Origin of the sequence: Pseudomonas sp. CAM1A, assembly GCF_047501685.1 — a bacterium.
Classification (GTDB): domain Bacteria; phylum Pseudomonadota; class Gammaproteobacteria; order Pseudomonadales; family Pseudomonadaceae; genus Aquipseudomonas.
Genome location: NZ_JBFNXP010000008.1, coordinates 11,926 through 26,440 on the forward strand (window position 1 = coordinate 11,926; position 14,515 = coordinate 26,440).

A 14,515-nucleotide genomic window follows, 5' to 3' on the forward strand; every position below is an offset into this window, starting at 1 on the left:
TCAGTCACCTGCACAGCGGCGGCCCTCGTCGCTGCGCAGGCTGACCCGGCCACTGGGGCTCAGCACCACCTGATGCTGGCTGCCAGGCCCGCTGCGCTGGCAGATGTCCAGCGTGATGCCGACAAAGCCTTCCCCTATCGGTGCACCACGCTTGCTGAAACGCACCTCCCGCGTGGAACTGGCCACCACCTTCACCGGCCTGGCCAGGCGATGCTCGCGCAACACCTGGCCGTCGTGCTCCTGCGACACACGCCAACCCTTGCCCCAGTCACCTTCCAATGGATGCACCTTCAGCGCCAGCTGTTGCAGCGCGGCCTGGTTACGCGCAGCGCGCAGTGTCTGCGCCAGTTCCCGGGCCACTGCGGCCAGTTGCAGGGTTTCGCCGAGCCTGGCGTAGGCCGTTATCCCCAAGTGTGTCAGCAGGCTGCCAATCGTCAGTGCGCACATCATTTGTAGCAGTGTTACGCCTTGTTGCCTCACCGTGCATTCCTCCCTGGAAGTGCTTCGCTGTAGCTTCCGGCCTGGCCGCGCGCGGCGCCAGTCAGCCGGTTCGGGCAGACGGCGAGGAAAGATCCCAGGAGGGTGACGATGTGGGCGAAGGAGGGCGGGATGACATTGCTGGAGGTGCTGCTGGCGATGGCGGTGCTGGCGCTTGGGGTGTTCGCCGCGGCGGCCTTGCAGGTGCGCGGCATGCAGGCGGTCGAGAGCGCCCGGCGTGACGGTCAGGCGTTGCAGCTGGCCCAGGGCATGCTCGAGCGGGTGAGGGCCAGCGGCACGCTCGAAGCGGGGGAGGAGAGTGCCTGGCGCTCGCGGGTCACCCAGGTGCTCGGCACCTCGGCGCAAGGGCGAATCAGGCGCCACGCCGGCATGCTGGAGCTGCAGGTGAACTGGCCGGCCCAGGCTGAGGGGCGCCCGGCCTTGCAGTTGCAGGGCAGGGTGCTGCCATGAAACTCGGGCAAGCAGGTGCCGGGCTGGTCGAGGTGTTGCTGGCCGTGGCCTTGGGGGCGTTGTTGCTGGTGGCGGCGAGCCAGTTGTTCGGCCAGGCCTATCAGGCGTGGCGGCTGCACGGTGCGGCGGCGAGGCTGCAGGACGATGCGCGCCTGGTCCTGCAGCGGCTGGCCGAGGATATCCGCATGGCGGGCATGTTCGGCTGCCTGCGCCTGGAAGCGGCGGACTTCGCCGATCCGCAGGCTGCGCTAGCGTTCGCCAGGCCGATCGAGGCCAACACGGACAGCCTCACGCTGGTAGGCGCCGAGCTGCCGGGATTGCTCGGTGCGCCGGACTGGACCGTGCTCACTGACTGTCGCAGTTGGGCGCAGGTCCTGCGTGGGCAGCATGTGCCTGGCGATGCCCTGCTGGCCTTGCCGGTGCGCCGGGTTACCTACCGCGTGCGCAATGGCAGCCTGATGTTCACCAGCAACGCCCAGCATGCCAGCCTGGTCGACAATGTCCGGGCCCTGCGGGTGCGCCAGGGCGACGGTCGCGTCGATATCGAGTTGCTCATGCAGGATCGCGAACATCGGCTGGAGCAGCGCCATGCACTGAGCGTGGCCGTGCGCAATCCTGGGGATGACGCATGAGCCGCCAGCGTGGCGTGGTGCTGTTGCTGGCCCTGAGCCTCAGCCTGCTGCTTGGCCTGCTGACCGCGCTGGGCACGCGCGAAGCCTTGCTGCAGGCGCGGCAGGTCGGCGAACAATGGCGCAGGGCGCAAGCTTTCGAACAGGCCGAAGCCAGCCTGGTGGAAGGGGCCGCATTGCTGCAAGGCGGGTTGCCTGCGCTGTGCCTTGACTGCCTGCCGCCTGAGCTGCCGACGGCATCGCCTGCCGCGCCGTGGCGAACCACCGACAGTGGGCATGTCCTGCTCCAGCACCTGGGGCAGACACGCCGCGCCGTTGGCCTGCCGCGGGATCTGCGGGTCGACCTCGTGCGGATCACGGCGCTGAGCCGCCAGGTGCGCGGCCGGCAGTTCCTGGAAGCGGTCTATGCCGTGGACGGGCAGGGCAATATCGGACGCATCAGCTGGCGTCAGCGCCTGGAGGAGGGCTGACATGCAGCGCGGGCTTGGTCTGATCGAATTATTGATTGTCGTGGCGCTGATCGGCATGCTGGCAGCCATTGCCTACCCCAGTTACAGCGACCAGCTACGCCGTGCCGCGCGCAGCGAGGTGGTCGGGCTGCTGCAGGACGCAGCGTTGCGCCTGGAACAGCATCGCGCGTATGTCGGCGGCTATGCCGACAGCGAGCAGCTTGTCACGCTATTGCCGGCTGGCAGCCGCTACTACCATCTGCAGGCACAGCGCGACGAAGTCGCTTTCACACTGCTTGCCCGCCGTGTGACGCAGACGTTCATGGCCGGCGACCGCTGTGGCGACTTCCGCCTCGATCACGCTGGCGTGCGTGACAATCCGGGCGGCAGCGCAGACGAGCAGACGTGCTGGGGAAGCTGAAGATCAAAAGGTGCGCGTGCACCGTGGAATTACTTCAGGTGTTGGATCGAACGATGAGCAAGCAAGTAGTGATTGTCGGCGGTGGCGTCATCGGCCTGCTGACGGCGTTGAACCTGGCCGCGGATGTCGACCAGGTGGTGGTGTGCGACCAGGGTGAGGTAGGGCGTGAGTCGTCCTGGGCCGGTGGCGGCATCGTCTCGCCGTTGTACCCCTGGCGCTATAGCCCGGCCGTAACGGCGCTGGCGCATTGGTCGCAGGACTTCTATCCACAGCTGGGCGAGCGTCTGTTCGCCAGCACCGGCATCGATCCGCAGGTCCACACCACCGGGCTGTACTGGCTGGATCTGGACGACGAAGCCGAGGCCCTGGCCTGGGCGGCCCGTGAGCAGCGGCCGCTCAGCGCCGTGGATATCTCGGCTGCCTACGACGCGGTGCCGGTGCTCGGGCCAGGCTACCGCCATGCCATCTACATGGCGGGCGTGGCCAACGTACGCAACCCGCGCCTGGTGAAGTCGCTCAAGGCCGCGCTGCTGGCGCTGTCCAACGTGACCCTGCGCGAGCATTGCCAGATCAGCGGTTTCGTCCATGAAGGCGGGCGTGTTGCCGGGGTGCGTACCGAGCAGGGCGTGCTGGCTGCCGACGAAGTGGTGCTCAGTGCCGGTGCCTGGAGCGGCGATCTGCTGCAGACACTGGGCCTGAGCCTGCCGGTGGAGCCGGTGAAAGGGCAGATGATCCTGTTCAAGTGCGGTGAGGATTTCCTGCCGAGCATGGTCCTGGCCAAGGGCCGCTACGCGATCCCGCGCCGCGACGGGCATATCCTGGTCGGCAGCACCCTGGAGCATGCCGGCTACGACAAGACCCCGACCGGTGATGCGCTTGAGAGTCTGAAGGCTTCGGCGGTGGAGTTGTTGCCGGCGCTGGCAGATGCCGAGGTGGTGGGGCACTGGGCTGGCCTGCGCCCTGGGTCGCCGGAAGGCATCCCTTACATTGGCGCGGTGCCCGGATATGAGGGGTTGTGGCTGAACTGCGGCCATTACCGCAACGGGCTGGTGCTGGCGCCGGCGTCTTGCCAGCTGTTCAGCGACCTGCTGCTGGGGCGTGCGCCGATCATTGATCCGGCGCCGTATGCGCCTGAGGGGCGTCTGGGCTGAGATACAACAGTGATGACGACGGGGCGTGGGAGCGGGCTTGCCCCGCGATCACGGGCGCGGCCCGTGCCATGTCTATGGCTTGGGCTGATCTTATCGCGGGGCAAGCCCGCTCCCACAAACGCAACTTAACGCTGTTGCCCCGGCCCTTGCTCCAGATGCTGCTGGCTGCAATACCACTCCTTGCCCAGCTGCAACGCCCGGTCATTGGGCAGGTGTACGCCGCAATGGGCGCAGCGCACCATCTGCAGCGGGTCCTGCAGGCGTGGTTCGGCAGGCGATTGCTGACTGGTCTTGAACTTGCGCCACAGCCAGAACGCGGCGGCGATCAGGGCGATCCAGAAAAGTAGGCGAACCATGGTGTCCAGCTTGTCGAATGAAGAAGGCGACAGTCTAGGACGCGGCCAATAAAAAAGGGAGGCCTCGGGCCTCCCTTTCTGCGCATGCGACGTATCAGTCGAACAGACCGAAGGTCATGTAGCTGAACCAGCTGCGGTCCTTCTCGGCTTCTTTCGGACCTTCCGGCAGGATCGGGTCGCCGTTCTCGTCCTTGGGCAGCAGCTCTGCGGGCATCTCGGAGCGGGCGTCCTGGAACTGCTTGACCACGTCCTGGTTGGCGCGAGTCTCGCCCGGCGGCAGCGGAGTCTTGGTTTCGATCAGGCCCAAGGTGGCCTTGGACAGCCACGAGCGGTTGCCGTTTTCGTCGACCTTGGTGACGAACTGGCCATCGACCAGGCTCGGGTGCTGCGGGTAGTTGAGCTGGAGGGTCTCGAGGCTGGTGGCGGCCAGCTCGTCCAGGTGCATGCGCTGGTACGACTCGACCATCACCGCCAGGCCATCGCCCACCGATGGGGTTTCCTGGAAGTTCTCTACCACGTAGCGGCCACGGTTGGCGGCGGCCACATAGGCCTCGCGGCTCAGGTAGTAGTTGGCCACGTGGATTTCGTAGGCGGCCAGCAGGTTGCGCAGGTAGATCATGCGCTGCTTGGCGTCCGGGGCGTAGCGGCTGTTGGGGAAGCGGCTGGTCAGCTGGGCGAACTCGTTGTACGAGTCGCGGGCGGCGCCCGGGTCGCGCTTGGTCATGTCCAGCGGCAGGAAGCGCGCCAGCAGGCCGCGGTCCTGGTCGAACGAGGTCAGGCCCTTGAGGTAGTAGGCGTAGTCGACGTTCGGGTGCTGCGGGTGCAGGCGGATGAAGCGCTCGGCAGCCGACTTGGCGGCCTCGGGCTCGGAGTTCTTGTAGTTGGCGTAGATCAGCTCGAGCTGGGCCTGGTCGGCGTAGCGGCCGAACGGGTAGCGCGACTCCAGGGCCTTGAGCTTGTTCACGGCGCTGGTATAGCTGGAGTTGTCCAGGTCGGCCTGCGCCTGCTGGTACAGCTCGGCCTCGCTGAGGTTCTCGTCAATGACTTCCTTGTTCGAGGAACAGGCAGCGGTGAGCCCGAGGATGGCGATCAGCAGCAGGTGTTTCACTTGCATGGCGGCTTGCGTCCCTTTGACGGCCGCTGTCTTGGGCGGTGCCGTCCTGTTATGATGAGCGCCCCCGGCCAAACCCCGGGGCAAAAGAAGCCGTATTTAACCACAAGCGCGCAGCCGAAACCAAAGGCTGAACGCCCGTCGATTCGAGCATGTCCGAGATCATTCAACTTAGCGCAGAGGTCCCGTCCGAACTGGGCGGCCAACGCCTCGACCAGGTCGCCGCCCAATTGTTCGCCGAGTACTCGCGTTCGCGCCTGTCCTCGTGGATCAAAGATGGCCGCCTGACCGTCGATGGCGCGGTGCTGCGGCCGCGCGACACCGTCCACACCGGCTCCATCCTGGCCCTCGAGGCCGAGCAGGAGGCCCAGGGCGAATGGGTGGCTCAGGACATCGAGCTGGACATCGTCTATGAAGACGACCAGATCCTGGTGATCAACAAGCCGGCCGGGCTGGTAGTCCACCCGGCGGCCGGCCACCCCGATGGCACCCTGCTCAATGCCCTCCTGCACCATGTGCCGGACATCGTCAACGTGCCGCGCGCCGGCATCGTGCACCGTCTGGACAAGGACACCACGGGCCTGATGGTGGTGGCCAAGACCCTGCAGGCGCAGACCAACCTGGTCGATCAACTGCAGAAGCGCTCGGTCAGCCGCATCTACGAGTGCATCGTGGTTGGCGTGGTGATCGCCGGCGGCAAGATCGACGCCCCGATCGGCCGCCACGGCGGCGAGCGCCAGCGCATGGCGGTGACCGACGGCGGCAAGCCGGCGGTCAGCCACTACCGTGTGCTCAAGCGCTTCCGCTCGCACACCCATGTGCGGGTCAAGCTGGAAACCGGTCGCACCCACCAGATCCGCGTGCACATGGCGCATGTCGGTTATCCGCTGGTCGGCGACCAGACCTACGGCGTGCGCTTCCGCATTCCGCCGGCCGCCAGCGTGGCCATGGTCGAGGCGGTGAAGAACTTCCCGCGCCAGGCCCTGCACGCCCGCTTCCTGGCCCTGGATCACCCGAGCACCGGTGAGCGCATGGAATGGGCCTCGCCGCTGCCGGACGACTTCCTCTGGCTGCTGTCGCTGCTCAACGATGACCGCGAGAGCTTTATCGGATGAGTGGCCTGACGCAGGCGCTGATCATTCCCGACTGGCCGGCCCCGGCCTCGGTACGCGCCTGTGTCACCACCCGCGAGGGCGGCGTCAGCCTGCCGCCCTACGAATCCTTCAATCTTGGCGACCATGTGGGCGATGACCCCGCTGCGGTTGCCGAGAACCGTCGTCGCCTCAGCGAAGAATTCGCCATCCAGCCCGCCTGGCTCAAACAGGTGCACGGGCTGGTGGTGGCCGATGCCGACCCCGCCGTGGTCGCCGAGGCCGATGCCAGCTGGACCGACCAGCCGGGCATCGCCTGCACCGTGATGACCGCCGATTGCCTGCCAGCGCTGTTCTGCGACCGTGCTGGCACCCGCGTGGCCGCCGCCCATGCCGGCTGGCGCGGGCTGGCCGGTGGCGTGCTGGAAGCCACCCTCGATCGTCTGGCCCTGCCACCTGAAGAGGTGCTGGTGTGGCTGGGCCCGGCCATCGGGCCGCAGGCGTTCGAGGTGGGTATGGAAGTGCGCGATGCCTTTACCGCCGTGCATCCCGAGGCAGCTGCGGCGTTCGTCGACGGCGAGCGCCCTGGCAAGCTGATGGCCGATATCTACCAGCTGGCGCGGATTCGCCTGGCGGCGCGTGGGGTGACTGCCGTTTATGGTGGTGGCTTGTGTACCGTCAGCGATGCGCGGTTCTTCTCCTATCGCCGCACCCCGCAGGGTGGGCGCTTCGCTTCGCTGGTCTGGTTGCAGCCGCGCTGACCCCGGTCAACCCCGCTACGCTTGAATCTTCCAGAATCACCCTTATCTATTGGTCATCTCAGGCAGGTTCATCATTACAGGTGCTGTCCATCGCTCCGCCTGCCCTTTAAAGGAAGGTATCCCCCATGCGAATAGACCGACTGACCAGCAAGCTGCAACTCGCGTTATCCGATTCCCAATCCCTGGCCGTGGGCATGGACCACCCGGCCATCGAGCCCCTGCACCTGCTGCAGGCGCTGATCGACCAGCAGGGCGGCTCGATCAAGCCGCTGCTGATGCAGGTCGGCTTCGACGTCAACAGCCTGCGCAAGGCGCTGACCAAAGAGCTCGACCAGCTGCCGAAAATCCAGAACCCCACCGGCGACGTGAACATGTCCCAGGACCTGGCGCGCCTGCTCAACCAGGCCGACCGCCTGGCCCAGCAAAAGGGCGACCAGTTCATCTCCAGCGAGCTGGTGCTGCTCGCCGCCATGGACGAGAACAGCAAGGTCGGCAAGCTGCTGCTCGGCCAGGGCGTGAGCAAGAAGGCCCTGGAAAACGCCATCAACAACCTGCGCGGCGGCGCGGCGGTGAACGACGCCAACGCCGAGGAATCGCGCCAGGCCCTGGACAAGTACACCGTCGACCTGACCAAGCGCGCCGAGGAAGGCAAGCTCGACCCGGTGATCGGCCGTGACGACGAGATCCGCCGCACCATCCAGGTGCTGCAACGCCGGACCAAGAACAACCCGGTGCTGATCGGCGAGCCAGGCGTGGGCAAGACCGCCATCGCCGAAGGCCTGGCCCAGCGCATCATTAACGGCGAAGTGCCCGACGGCCTCAAAGGCAAGCGCCTGCTGGCGCTGGACATGGGCGCGCTGATTGCCGGCGCCAAGTACCGCGGCGAGTTCGAAGAGCGCCTCAAAGGCCTGCTCAACGAGCTGAGCAAACAGGAAGGCCAGATCATCCTGTTCATCGACGAACTGCACACCATGGTCGGCGCCGGCAAGGGCGAGGGCGCCATGGACGCCGGCAACATGCTCAAGCCGGCCCTGGCCCGTGGCGAGCTGCACTGCGTCGGCGCCACCACGCTCAATGAATACCGCCAGTTCATCGAGAAGGACGCCGCGCTGGAGCGCCGCTTCCAGAAGGTGCTGGTCGAGGAGCCGAGCGAGGAAGACACCATTGCCATCCTGCGCGGCCTGAAAGAACGCTATGAAGTGCACCACAAGGTGGCCATCACCGACGGTGCGATCATCGCCGCGGCCAAGCTCAGCCACCGCTACATCACTGACCGCCAGCTGCCGGACAAGGCCATCGACCTGATCGACGAAGCCGCCAGCCGCATCCGCATGGAGATCGACTCCAAGCCGGAAGTGCTCGACCGCCTCGACCGTCGCCTGATCCAGCTGAAGGTGGAATCCCAGGCGCTGAAGAAGGAAGAAGACGAAGCGGCGAAGAAGCGCCTGGAAAAACTGACCGAGGAAATCGAGCGCCTGGAGCGCGAGTACTCCGACCTCGAAGAAATCTGGGCTTCGGAAAAAGCCGAGGTACAAGGCTCGGCGCAGATCCAGCAGAAGATCGAGCAGGCCCGCCAGGAGCTGGAAGCCGCCCGCCGCAAGGGTGACCTCAGCCGCATGGCCGAGCTGCAGTACGGGGTGATCCCGGATCTGGAGCGCAGCCTGCAGATGGTCGACCAGCACGGCAAGACCGAGAACCAGCTGCTGCGCAATAAGGTCACCGAGGAAGAGATTGCCGAAGTGGTGTCCAAGTGGACCGGCATTCCGGTGGCGAAGATGCTCGAAGGCGAGCGTGAGAAGCTGCTGAAGATGGAAAGCCTGCTGCACGAACGGGTGATCGGCCAGGACGAGGCGGTGACCGCGGTGGCCAACGCCGTGCGCCGTTCCCGCGCCGGGTTGTCCGACCCGAACCGCCCGAGCGGCTCGTTCCTGTTCCTCGGCCCGACCGGCGTGGGCAAGACCGAGCTGTGCAAGGCGTTGGCCGAGTTCCTCTTTGATACCGAAGAGGCCATGGTGCGCATCGACATGTCCGAGTTCATGGAGAAACACTCCGTGGCGCGGCTGATCGGTGCCCCGCCAGGCTACGTGGGTTATGAAGAGGGCGGCTACCTGACCGAGGCCGTGCGCCGCAAGCCGTACTCGGTGGTGCTGCTCGACGAGGTGGAGAAAGCCCACCCGGACGTGTTCAACGTGCTGCTGCAGGTGCTGGAAGATGGCCGCCTGACCGACAGCCACGGCCGCACCGTGGACTTCCGCAACACCGTGATCGTGATGACCTCCAACCTGGGCTCGGCGCAGATCCAGGAACTGGCCGGTGACCGCGAGGCACAGCGTGCGGCGGTGATGGATGCGGTGGGCGCGCACTTCCGTCCGGAGTTCATCAACCGGATCGACGAAGTGGTGGTGTTCGAACCGTTGGGCCGCGAGCAGATCGCCGGTATCACCGAGATCCAGCTCGGCCGCCTGCGTGGTCGCCTGGCCGAGCGCGAGCTGTCGCTGAGCCTGAGCCCGGAGGCGTTGGACAAGCTGATCGCCGTCGGTTACGACCCGGTGTATGGCGCACGGCCATTGAAGCGTGCGATCCAGCGCTGGATCGAGAACCCGCTGGCGCAGTTGATTCTGGCGGGCGAGTTCCTGCCGGGTGCGGCGATCACCGCGAAGGTGGAAGGCGACGAGATCGTCTTTGGCTGACCTGCAGTAAACGAAGAGCCCCGCGAAAGCGGGGCTTTTTTATGTGGGTTGTCCCGACGCCATCGCGGGGCAAGCCCGCTCCCACGCTGATTGGTGCCTCCAGGTATCCTATGTGTGGGAGCGGGCTTGCCCCGCGATAAGGCCAGTACAGGCAGCGCAAACCCCTGATTTTCCGGCTTCCAAGCTAACTTGCTGAAAATTTTGAAAAAAGTGCTTGCACAAAATTCGGAGTGCCCCTAATATTCGCCCCGCTGTCAGGCACTGAGCGAATCACCAGCAACATCGGAGATCGCAAAACAACTTAGAAATCAGTAAGTTGAATGAAAAAAAGTGGTTGACAAGCAAAACGAAGAATGTAGAATAGCCGGCCTCAGCAGCGACAACGCGAAAGCGAAGCAGCTAAAGAGTTCGAAGCTAACACAGGCTTCGAAGCAGTAAAGATGTACCGAAGTTCAGTTCCGCGATAGCTCAGTCGGTAGAGCAAATGACTGTTAATCATTGGGTCCCTGGTTCGAGTCCAGGTCGCGGAGCCAATCTCGGGGTGTAGCGCAGTCCGGTAGCGCGCCTGCTTTGGGAGCAGGATGTCAGGAGTTCGAATCCCCTCACCCCGACCATTTTCCGGGTCGTTAGCTCAGTTGGTAGAGCAGTTGGCTTTTAACCAATTGGTCGTAGGTTCGAATCCTACACGACCCACCATGTAAAAAGGGCATCTCGACTGAGATGCCCTTTTTCTTTTGCCCACGATTTATTCCCCCGCCCTTTGCTACCCTGTGGCCTCAGCCCGCAGGAGCGCCCGCGCATGCCACTTAAAGCCAGTGTTTTCATCGCCACCAGCCTGGATGGCTACATCGCCCGCGAAGACGGCGGCCTCGACTGGTTGATGGGCGCCACCCAGTCCGCTGACGACCATGGTTATGCCGGGTTCATGGCGGGTGTCGATACGCTGGTGATGGGGCGCGGCACTTTCGACAAGGGCATGACCTTTGGCGAGTGGCCGTACCCTGATACGCGGGTGGTGGTGGTCAGCAATACCCTCGAGGCGCTGCCCAGAGGGGTATCAGAGCGCGTCGAGCTGCACCCGGGGCCGATCCCGGCGTTGCTCGAGCACCTGCAGGCCACGGGCGCAAAGAGCCTGTACCTGGATGGCGGCAAGCTGATTCAGGGGTTCTTGCGCGAGGGGCTGGTGGATGAACTGACCATCACCCGCATTCCCGTGCTGCTGGGGCAGGGGATACCGTTGTTCGGTGAATTGGCGAAGGATGTGCTGTTGCAGCACATGAGGACGACCAGCTACGAGAGCGGGTTCGTGCAGAGCACATATCGCGTGGTGCGTTGAGCGAGCGTTCGACCGGTGGACTTGCCTGGGGGCAATAGCTGATCTTCGCTATTGTGGTAATTGATGGCTTTTTGCTTTCTCACCACCGTGCCCATAAGGATATTTGTCATGGCCAAGCTAGGACCACTGCTACGCAATGTGCTCAGCCGGATTGAAAGCAGTACTCAGGATTCGCAGTCGCAGGAGATGCAGCTACTCGCTGCGCATGTAGGCGGGGCCGCCGAATCAGGCCGGTTGCCGGTTGTCGTGAAGATGAACGCAAAAAAGGCACGCGCCGGCGAGAGCTGGCTTGAATTCAAGGAACGGTTCGATCATGAGGTGTCTCCCTTCAAGGATGCAGTAAGCGGAGGCAAGGCCCGCTCCTTGTACCTGGCCGGCTCGCTGGCAGCCGCGTTCAAGCCCGAGCGCCTGAAAGACATTGCGCAGTTGACCGAAGTTGACTTGATCGAGCTCGACCCGGTCGTCAATCCGACACTGATGGACGACGCCACGATCGATGTAGGGCTCGACAACTTCAGGAATCAGCATGGCCCGCTGACCGGGGCCGGGGTGAGGGTTGCGGTGCTGGATTCGGGAATCGATATGCGACATCCTTTCCTGGCCGTGGCGGATTCCGTCTCCACCTGTGGTGAGGACTACCTCATTCCCGGGTATCACGGCACCCATTGCGCGGGCAGCATTGCCTCGCGTGATCCGATCTACCGGGGGATCGCTCCCGATGTGGAACTGATCAACGTGAAGGTGCTGAGGCAGGATGGCAGTGGCCAGCATACCTCCATACTTCAAGGGGTGGATGCCGCCCTGGACCGGCAGGCAGATATCATCTCGATGAGCCTGGGCTTCAACCATCTCCCGGCCTGGGCGGACGGTGGGCATGGATGGGCCTGCGCCGATGGCCACTGCCCGTTGTGCACTGCGGTGGACAATGCGTCAATGTTCGGGGCGATTGTCTGTGTTGCGGCAGGCAACGAGCATATGCGGGCCGAGGCGCTGCGCAGAATGGGGTATGGCAGTGCATTCGATACCGAGGTGGCGTGCCCTGGCCATTCACGCTCGGCCATCACCGTGGGAGCGATCACCAAGCGCACGTTCCTCCCGGCGGAATTTTCAAGCCGGGGGCCCACGGCCTACGGGCTGGAGAAGCCCGACTTGGTGGCGCCCGGGGTCAATATCATGTCCACGATCCCTGCGCCTCGGATGCCTGACGGGTCTCTTGCCCAGGGGGCGTCGCGCTCCGACCTGTTTGGTCGTTTGAGTGGTACTTCCATGGCCACACCGATTGTTGCGGGCGTGGCTGCCCTTGTTCTCCAGCACCGTCGGCTGAAGAATCTGAGCACCTCGGGGCCGGCCATGCGCAAGGCCATCCTGAGCGCGGTGACGAGCATGGCATTGCCAGTGAACGTCGTAGGCGCTGGTCGGATAAACCTGGCATGAGCCGCCAGCGTGATATGGTTAATGGTAATACTGATGTGTGAGGTGTGAGCTCATGCTGGAAATGCGAGAGGTGGAGAAACTGCGCCAATTGGGCCTGACCGAGCACACTTCAGGCGGCGCCGAGGCTGTCAGGGTGACCGCGCAGTGCCGACAGGTTGGCAAGGTCCTGACGCGTGAGGACTTGCGTTCCAGGCTGGTCGATTGGCAGCAGGAGCTGGAGCAGCGGCTGGCCATTCACGGAGCTGAGCTGATAAAAGGCAGCCTGTCGGTGTCTGGGCAGACGGTAGAGGCGGTTGTGCCTATCCTCGAGCTTTCCCAGGTCATGGCTGAGATGTCGGAACAGGATGTGCGGATCGACATTGTCAAGCCGCGCCAAGTTGTTTCCAGATAGCGCGCTGACCCCGTTCAAATCCGGCAAATGAAAGCCTGGCAGCGCTGAGTGCGCTGCCAGGCTTTTTTATCAATGCAGCTTGAGCCGCGGCTCGGTCCCGCGGCCAATCTTGCTGCCCAGCATCATCATCGCCGTGCGGAAGAACCCATACAGCGCCATCTGGTGCATCCGGTACAGCGACACATAGAACATCCGCGCCAGCCAGCCCTCCAGCTTGACGCTGCCCATCAGGTTACCCATCAAGTTACCCACCGCCGAGAAGCGCGACAGCGACACCAGCGAGCCGTAGTCCTTGTACTCGTAGGTCGGCAGCGCCTTGTTCTCCAGGCGCGCCTTCAGGCTCTTGGCCAGCAAGGACGCCTGCTGGTGCGCGGCCTGGGCCCGTGGCGGCACGTTGCGGTCGCTGCCCGGCTGCGGGCAGGCGGCGCAGTCGCCGAAGGCGAAGATGTTGTCGTCCAGGGTGGTCTGCAAGGTCGGGCGCACAACCAGCTGGTTGATGCGGTTGGTCTCCAGGCCATCGATATCCTTGAGGAAGCCCGGCGCGCGAATGCCAGCCGCCCACACTTTCAGGCTGGCCTGGATCACTTCGCCCGAGGCGGTCTTCAGGCCATCGGCGGTCACTTCGCTGACCGCGGCATTGGTCATCACTGTTACCCCGAGTTTTTCCAGGGTTTTGTGCACCGGCACGCTGATGCGCTCCGGCAGCGCTGGCAATACACGCGGGCCGGCTTCAATGATGGTGATGTGCATGTCTTTCGGCTGGATCTTGTCCAGGCCGTAGGCCGCCAGCTCATGGGCGGCGTTGTGCAGCTCGGCCGCCAGCTCCACGCCGGTGGCGCCGGCACCAACGATGGCCACGCTGATCTGCTCGCTGGCCACGTCGCCCGCGTGGGCACGCAGGTAGTGGTTGAGCAGCTGCTGGTGGAAGCGCTCGGCCTGCTTGCGGCTGTCGAGGAACAGGCAGTGCTGCGCCGCGCCCAGGGTGCCGAAGTCGTTGGTGTTGCTGCCCACGGCGATCACCAGGGTGTCGTAGCCGATGGTGCGCGCAGGCAGCAGCTCGCGGCCCTCGTCGTCGAGGGTCGCGGCCAGCTGGATCAGTTTGCTCTCGCGGTCCAGGCCACTCATGCGGCCCATCTGGAAGTTGAAGTGGTTCCACTTGGCCTGGGCCACGTAGTTCAGTTCGTCTTCCGAGGAGTTCAACGAGCCGGCCGCCACTTCGTGCAGCAGTGGCTTCCAGATGTGCGTCAGGTTGGCATCAACCAGGGTGATCTCGGCCTGTTTGCGCTTGCCCAGGCTTTTACCCAGGCGGGTCGCCAGTTCCAGGCCGCCGGCGCCGCCGCCGACAATCACGATGCGATGAGTCATGGGGATATCTCACAAGTTTTACGGAATTCGTGGACACAAGGTCCGGCCGTACCCGGCATGAGGGGCGGGCGAGCGCAAGGCAGCTCATAGCACCAGTCCACTCAGCAGGCGGCTCAACAGGCCCAGACCGATGGTCACGGCCACCACCAGCAACAGGAGCAGCCATGGCCGGAAGGGCCGGCGCTCGACTTGATGCTGGGGGGCGCTCAGATACTCATCGACGCGACGCTGATCTTCGGGATTCAGGCGGCTGGTCATGGTGGGCCTCGTCAGATAGACGTTCGTGACTGCGTGTACGCCACAGCGGTCACGCAAACGCATGGGTCGAATGATAATGCTTTCTATCCCTGGCGCCGAGTGTACGTGATCGCAAACACACCCG

General features: G+C 64.4%; 16 protein-coding genes and 3 tRNA genes. 14 read left to right on the forward strand and 5 right to left on the reverse strand.

Features of this window, described 5'->3' with window-relative positions:
• Complete coding sequence (locus ABZO33_RS17620; RefSeq protein ID WP_414537057.1) at positions 1–450, reverse strand: GspH/FimT family pseudopilin; 450 nt, start codon at positions 448–450, stop codon at positions 1–3.
• A 138-nt stretch (positions 451–588) separates the two neighbouring features.
• Between ABZO33_RS17620 and pilV the strand changes: the two genes are divergently transcribed.
• Genes pilV through thiO form a run of 5 tightly spaced genes read left to right on the forward strand, consistent with a single transcriptional unit; the run spans position 589 to position 3,598 of the window.
• Positions 589–948: a type IV pilus modification protein PilV gene (pilV, locus tag ABZO33_RS17625; protein ID WP_414537058.1), complete on the forward strand. Its 360-nt coding sequence runs from the start codon at positions 589–591 to the stop codon at positions 946–948.
• Positions 945–1,580, forward strand: a complete 636-nt coding sequence (locus ABZO33_RS17630; protein ID WP_414537059.1) for a PilW family protein — start codon at positions 945–947, stop codon at positions 1,578–1,580. Before pilV ends, ABZO33_RS17630 begins: the two co-directional genes overlap by 4 nt.
• The gene (locus ABZO33_RS17635; RefSeq protein WP_414537060.1) at positions 1,577–2,047 is read left to right on the forward strand and encodes a hypothetical protein; all 471 of its coding nucleotides are present in this window, start codon (positions 1,577–1,579) and stop codon (positions 2,045–2,047) included. Before ABZO33_RS17630 ends, ABZO33_RS17635 begins: the two co-directional genes overlap by 4 nt.
• A gap of 1 nt (position 2,048) precedes the next feature.
• Positions 2,049–2,447: a type IV pilin protein gene (locus ABZO33_RS17640; protein WP_414537061.1), complete on the forward strand. Its 399-nt coding sequence runs from the start codon at positions 2,049–2,051 to the stop codon at positions 2,445–2,447.
• Positions 2,448–2,500: 53 nt separating this feature from the next.
• A complete protein-coding gene (gene thiO, locus ABZO33_RS17645) occupies positions 2,501–3,598 on the forward strand; it encodes a glycine oxidase ThiO (protein ID WP_414537062.1) in 1,098 nt (365 codons plus the stop codon).
• A 125-nt stretch (positions 3,599–3,723) separates the two neighbouring features.
• Here thiO and ABZO33_RS17650 read toward each other — a convergent pair whose 3' ends face one another.
• Positions 3,724–3,954 (reverse strand): PP0621 family protein, encoded by a 231-nt coding sequence (locus ABZO33_RS17650; protein WP_023632576.1) that lies wholly within the window; start codon positions 3,952–3,954, stop codon positions 3,724–3,726.
• Between the two features lie 94 nt (positions 3,955–4,048).
• Positions 4,049–5,068: an outer membrane protein assembly factor BamD gene (locus ABZO33_RS17655; protein ID WP_414537063.1), complete on the reverse strand. Its 1,020-nt coding sequence runs from the start codon at positions 5,066–5,068 to the stop codon at positions 4,049–4,051.
• A 149-nt stretch (positions 5,069–5,217) separates the two neighbouring features.
• Here ABZO33_RS17655 and rluD point away from each other — a divergent pair, with 149 nt between their 5' ends.
• The 9 genes from rluD (at position 5,218) to ABZO33_RS17700 (ending at position 12,768) form a co-directional block, all read left to right on the forward strand.
• Positions 5,218–6,180: a 23S rRNA pseudouridine(1911/1915/1917) synthase RluD gene (gene rluD / locus ABZO33_RS17660; protein WP_414537064.1), complete on the forward strand. Its 963-nt coding sequence runs from the start codon at positions 5,218–5,220 to the stop codon at positions 6,178–6,180.
• Positions 6,177–6,917 (forward strand): peptidoglycan editing factor PgeF, encoded by a 741-nt coding sequence (gene pgeF / locus ABZO33_RS17665; RefSeq protein ID WP_414537065.1) that lies wholly within the window; start codon positions 6,177–6,179, stop codon positions 6,915–6,917. The genes rluD and pgeF overlap by 4 nt, the downstream gene beginning before the upstream one ends.
• Before the next feature lie 125 nt (positions 6,918–7,042).
• On the forward strand, positions 7,043–9,607 hold the full coding sequence (gene clpB, locus ABZO33_RS17670) for an ATP-dependent chaperone ClpB (RefSeq protein WP_414537066.1): 2,565 nt from the start codon (positions 7,043–7,045) through the stop codon (positions 9,605–9,607).
• 457 nt (positions 9,608–10,064) lie between these two features.
• Positions 10,065–10,140, forward strand: a tRNA-Asn gene (locus ABZO33_RS17675).
• A gap of 4 nt (positions 10,141–10,144) precedes the next feature.
• Positions 10,145–10,221: transfer RNA gene (locus tag ABZO33_RS17680), tRNA-Pro, on the forward strand.
• Between the two features lie 6 nt (positions 10,222–10,227).
• Positions 10,228–10,303: transfer RNA gene (locus tag ABZO33_RS17685), tRNA-Lys, on the forward strand.
• Positions 10,304–10,406: 103 nt separating this feature from the next.
• Positions 10,407–10,943 (forward strand): dihydrofolate reductase family protein, encoded by a 537-nt coding sequence (locus tag ABZO33_RS17690; RefSeq protein ID WP_414537067.1) that lies wholly within the window; start codon positions 10,407–10,409, stop codon positions 10,941–10,943.
• A 108-nt stretch (positions 10,944–11,051) separates the two neighbouring features.
• Complete coding sequence (locus tag ABZO33_RS17695; protein ID WP_414537068.1) at positions 11,052–12,377, forward strand: S8 family serine peptidase; 1,326 nt, start codon at positions 11,052–11,054, stop codon at positions 12,375–12,377.
• Positions 12,378–12,429: 52 nt separating this feature from the next.
• Entirely contained in the window at positions 12,430–12,768 is a 339-nt protein-coding gene (locus tag ABZO33_RS17700) for a hypothetical protein (protein ID WP_414537069.1), read from the forward strand.
• Positions 12,769–12,837: 69 nt separating this feature from the next.
• Here ABZO33_RS17700 and ABZO33_RS17705 read toward each other — a convergent pair whose 3' ends face one another.
• The gene (locus ABZO33_RS17705; RefSeq protein ID WP_414537070.1) at positions 12,838–14,133 is read right to left on the reverse strand and encodes an NAD(P)/FAD-dependent oxidoreductase; all 1,296 of its coding nucleotides are present in this window, start codon (positions 14,131–14,133) and stop codon (positions 12,838–12,840) included.
• 84 nt (positions 14,134–14,217) lie between these two features.
• Positions 14,218–14,391 carry a DUF3094 family protein gene (locus tag ABZO33_RS17710; RefSeq protein ID WP_023631877.1) on the reverse strand — a complete coding sequence of 58 codons (174 nt, stop codon included), beginning with the start codon at positions 14,389–14,391 and terminating at the stop codon, positions 14,218–14,220.
• Positions 14,392–14,515: the final 124 nt, after the last annotated feature.

Excerpts from the sequence above, each read along its gene's own strand:
- pgeF (WP_414537065.1), top strand. The coding sequence starts at position 6,177 with ATGAGTGGCCTGACGCAGGCGCTGATCATTCCCGACTGGCCGGCCCCG.
- ABZO33_RS17695 (WP_414537068.1), top strand. The coding sequence starts at position 11,052 with ATGGCCAAGCTAGGACCACTGCTACGCAATGTGCTCAGCCGGATTGAA.
- pilV (WP_414537058.1), top strand. The coding sequence starts at position 589 with ATGTGGGCGAAGGAGGGCGGGATGACATTGCTGGAGGTGCTGCTGGCG.
- ABZO33_RS17710 (WP_023631877.1), bottom strand. The coding sequence starts at position 14,391 with ATGACCAGCCGCCTGAATCCCGAAGATCAGCGTCGCGTCGATGAGTAT.
- rluD (WP_414537064.1), top strand. The coding sequence starts at position 5,218 with ATGTCCGAGATCATTCAACTTAGCGCAGAGGTCCCGTCCGAACTGGGC.
- ABZO33_RS17650 (WP_023632576.1), bottom strand. The coding sequence starts at position 3,954 with ATGGTTCGCCTACTTTTCTGGATCGCCCTGATCGCCGCCGCGTTCTGG.
- ABZO33_RS17635 (WP_414537060.1), top strand. The coding sequence starts at position 1,577 with ATGAGCCGCCAGCGTGGCGTGGTGCTGTTGCTGGCCCTGAGCCTCAGC.
- clpB (WP_414537066.1), top strand. The coding sequence starts at position 7,043 with ATGCGAATAGACCGACTGACCAGCAAGCTGCAACTCGCGTTATCCGAT.
- ABZO33_RS17700 (WP_414537069.1), top strand. The coding sequence starts at position 12,430 with ATGCTGGAAATGCGAGAGGTGGAGAAACTGCGCCAATTGGGCCTGACC.
- ABZO33_RS17620 (WP_414537057.1), bottom strand. The coding sequence starts at position 450 with ATGATGTGCGCACTGACGATTGGCAGCCTGCTGACACACTTGGGGATA.
- ABZO33_RS17655 (WP_414537063.1), bottom strand. The coding sequence starts at position 5,068 with ATGCAAGTGAAACACCTGCTGCTGATCGCCATCCTCGGGCTCACCGCT.
- ABZO33_RS17705 (WP_414537070.1), bottom strand. The coding sequence starts at position 14,133 with ATGACTCATCGCATCGTGATTGTCGGCGGCGGCGCCGGCGGCCTGGAA.
- ABZO33_RS17690 (WP_414537067.1), top strand. The coding sequence starts at position 10,407 with ATGCCACTTAAAGCCAGTGTTTTCATCGCCACCAGCCTGGATGGCTAC.
- ABZO33_RS17630 (WP_414537059.1), top strand. The coding sequence starts at position 945 with ATGAAACTCGGGCAAGCAGGTGCCGGGCTGGTCGAGGTGTTGCTGGCC.
- ABZO33_RS17640 (WP_414537061.1), top strand. The coding sequence starts at position 2,049 with ATGCAGCGCGGGCTTGGTCTGATCGAATTATTGATTGTCGTGGCGCTG.
- thiO (WP_414537062.1), top strand. The coding sequence starts at position 2,501 with ATGAGCAAGCAAGTAGTGATTGTCGGCGGTGGCGTCATCGGCCTGCTG.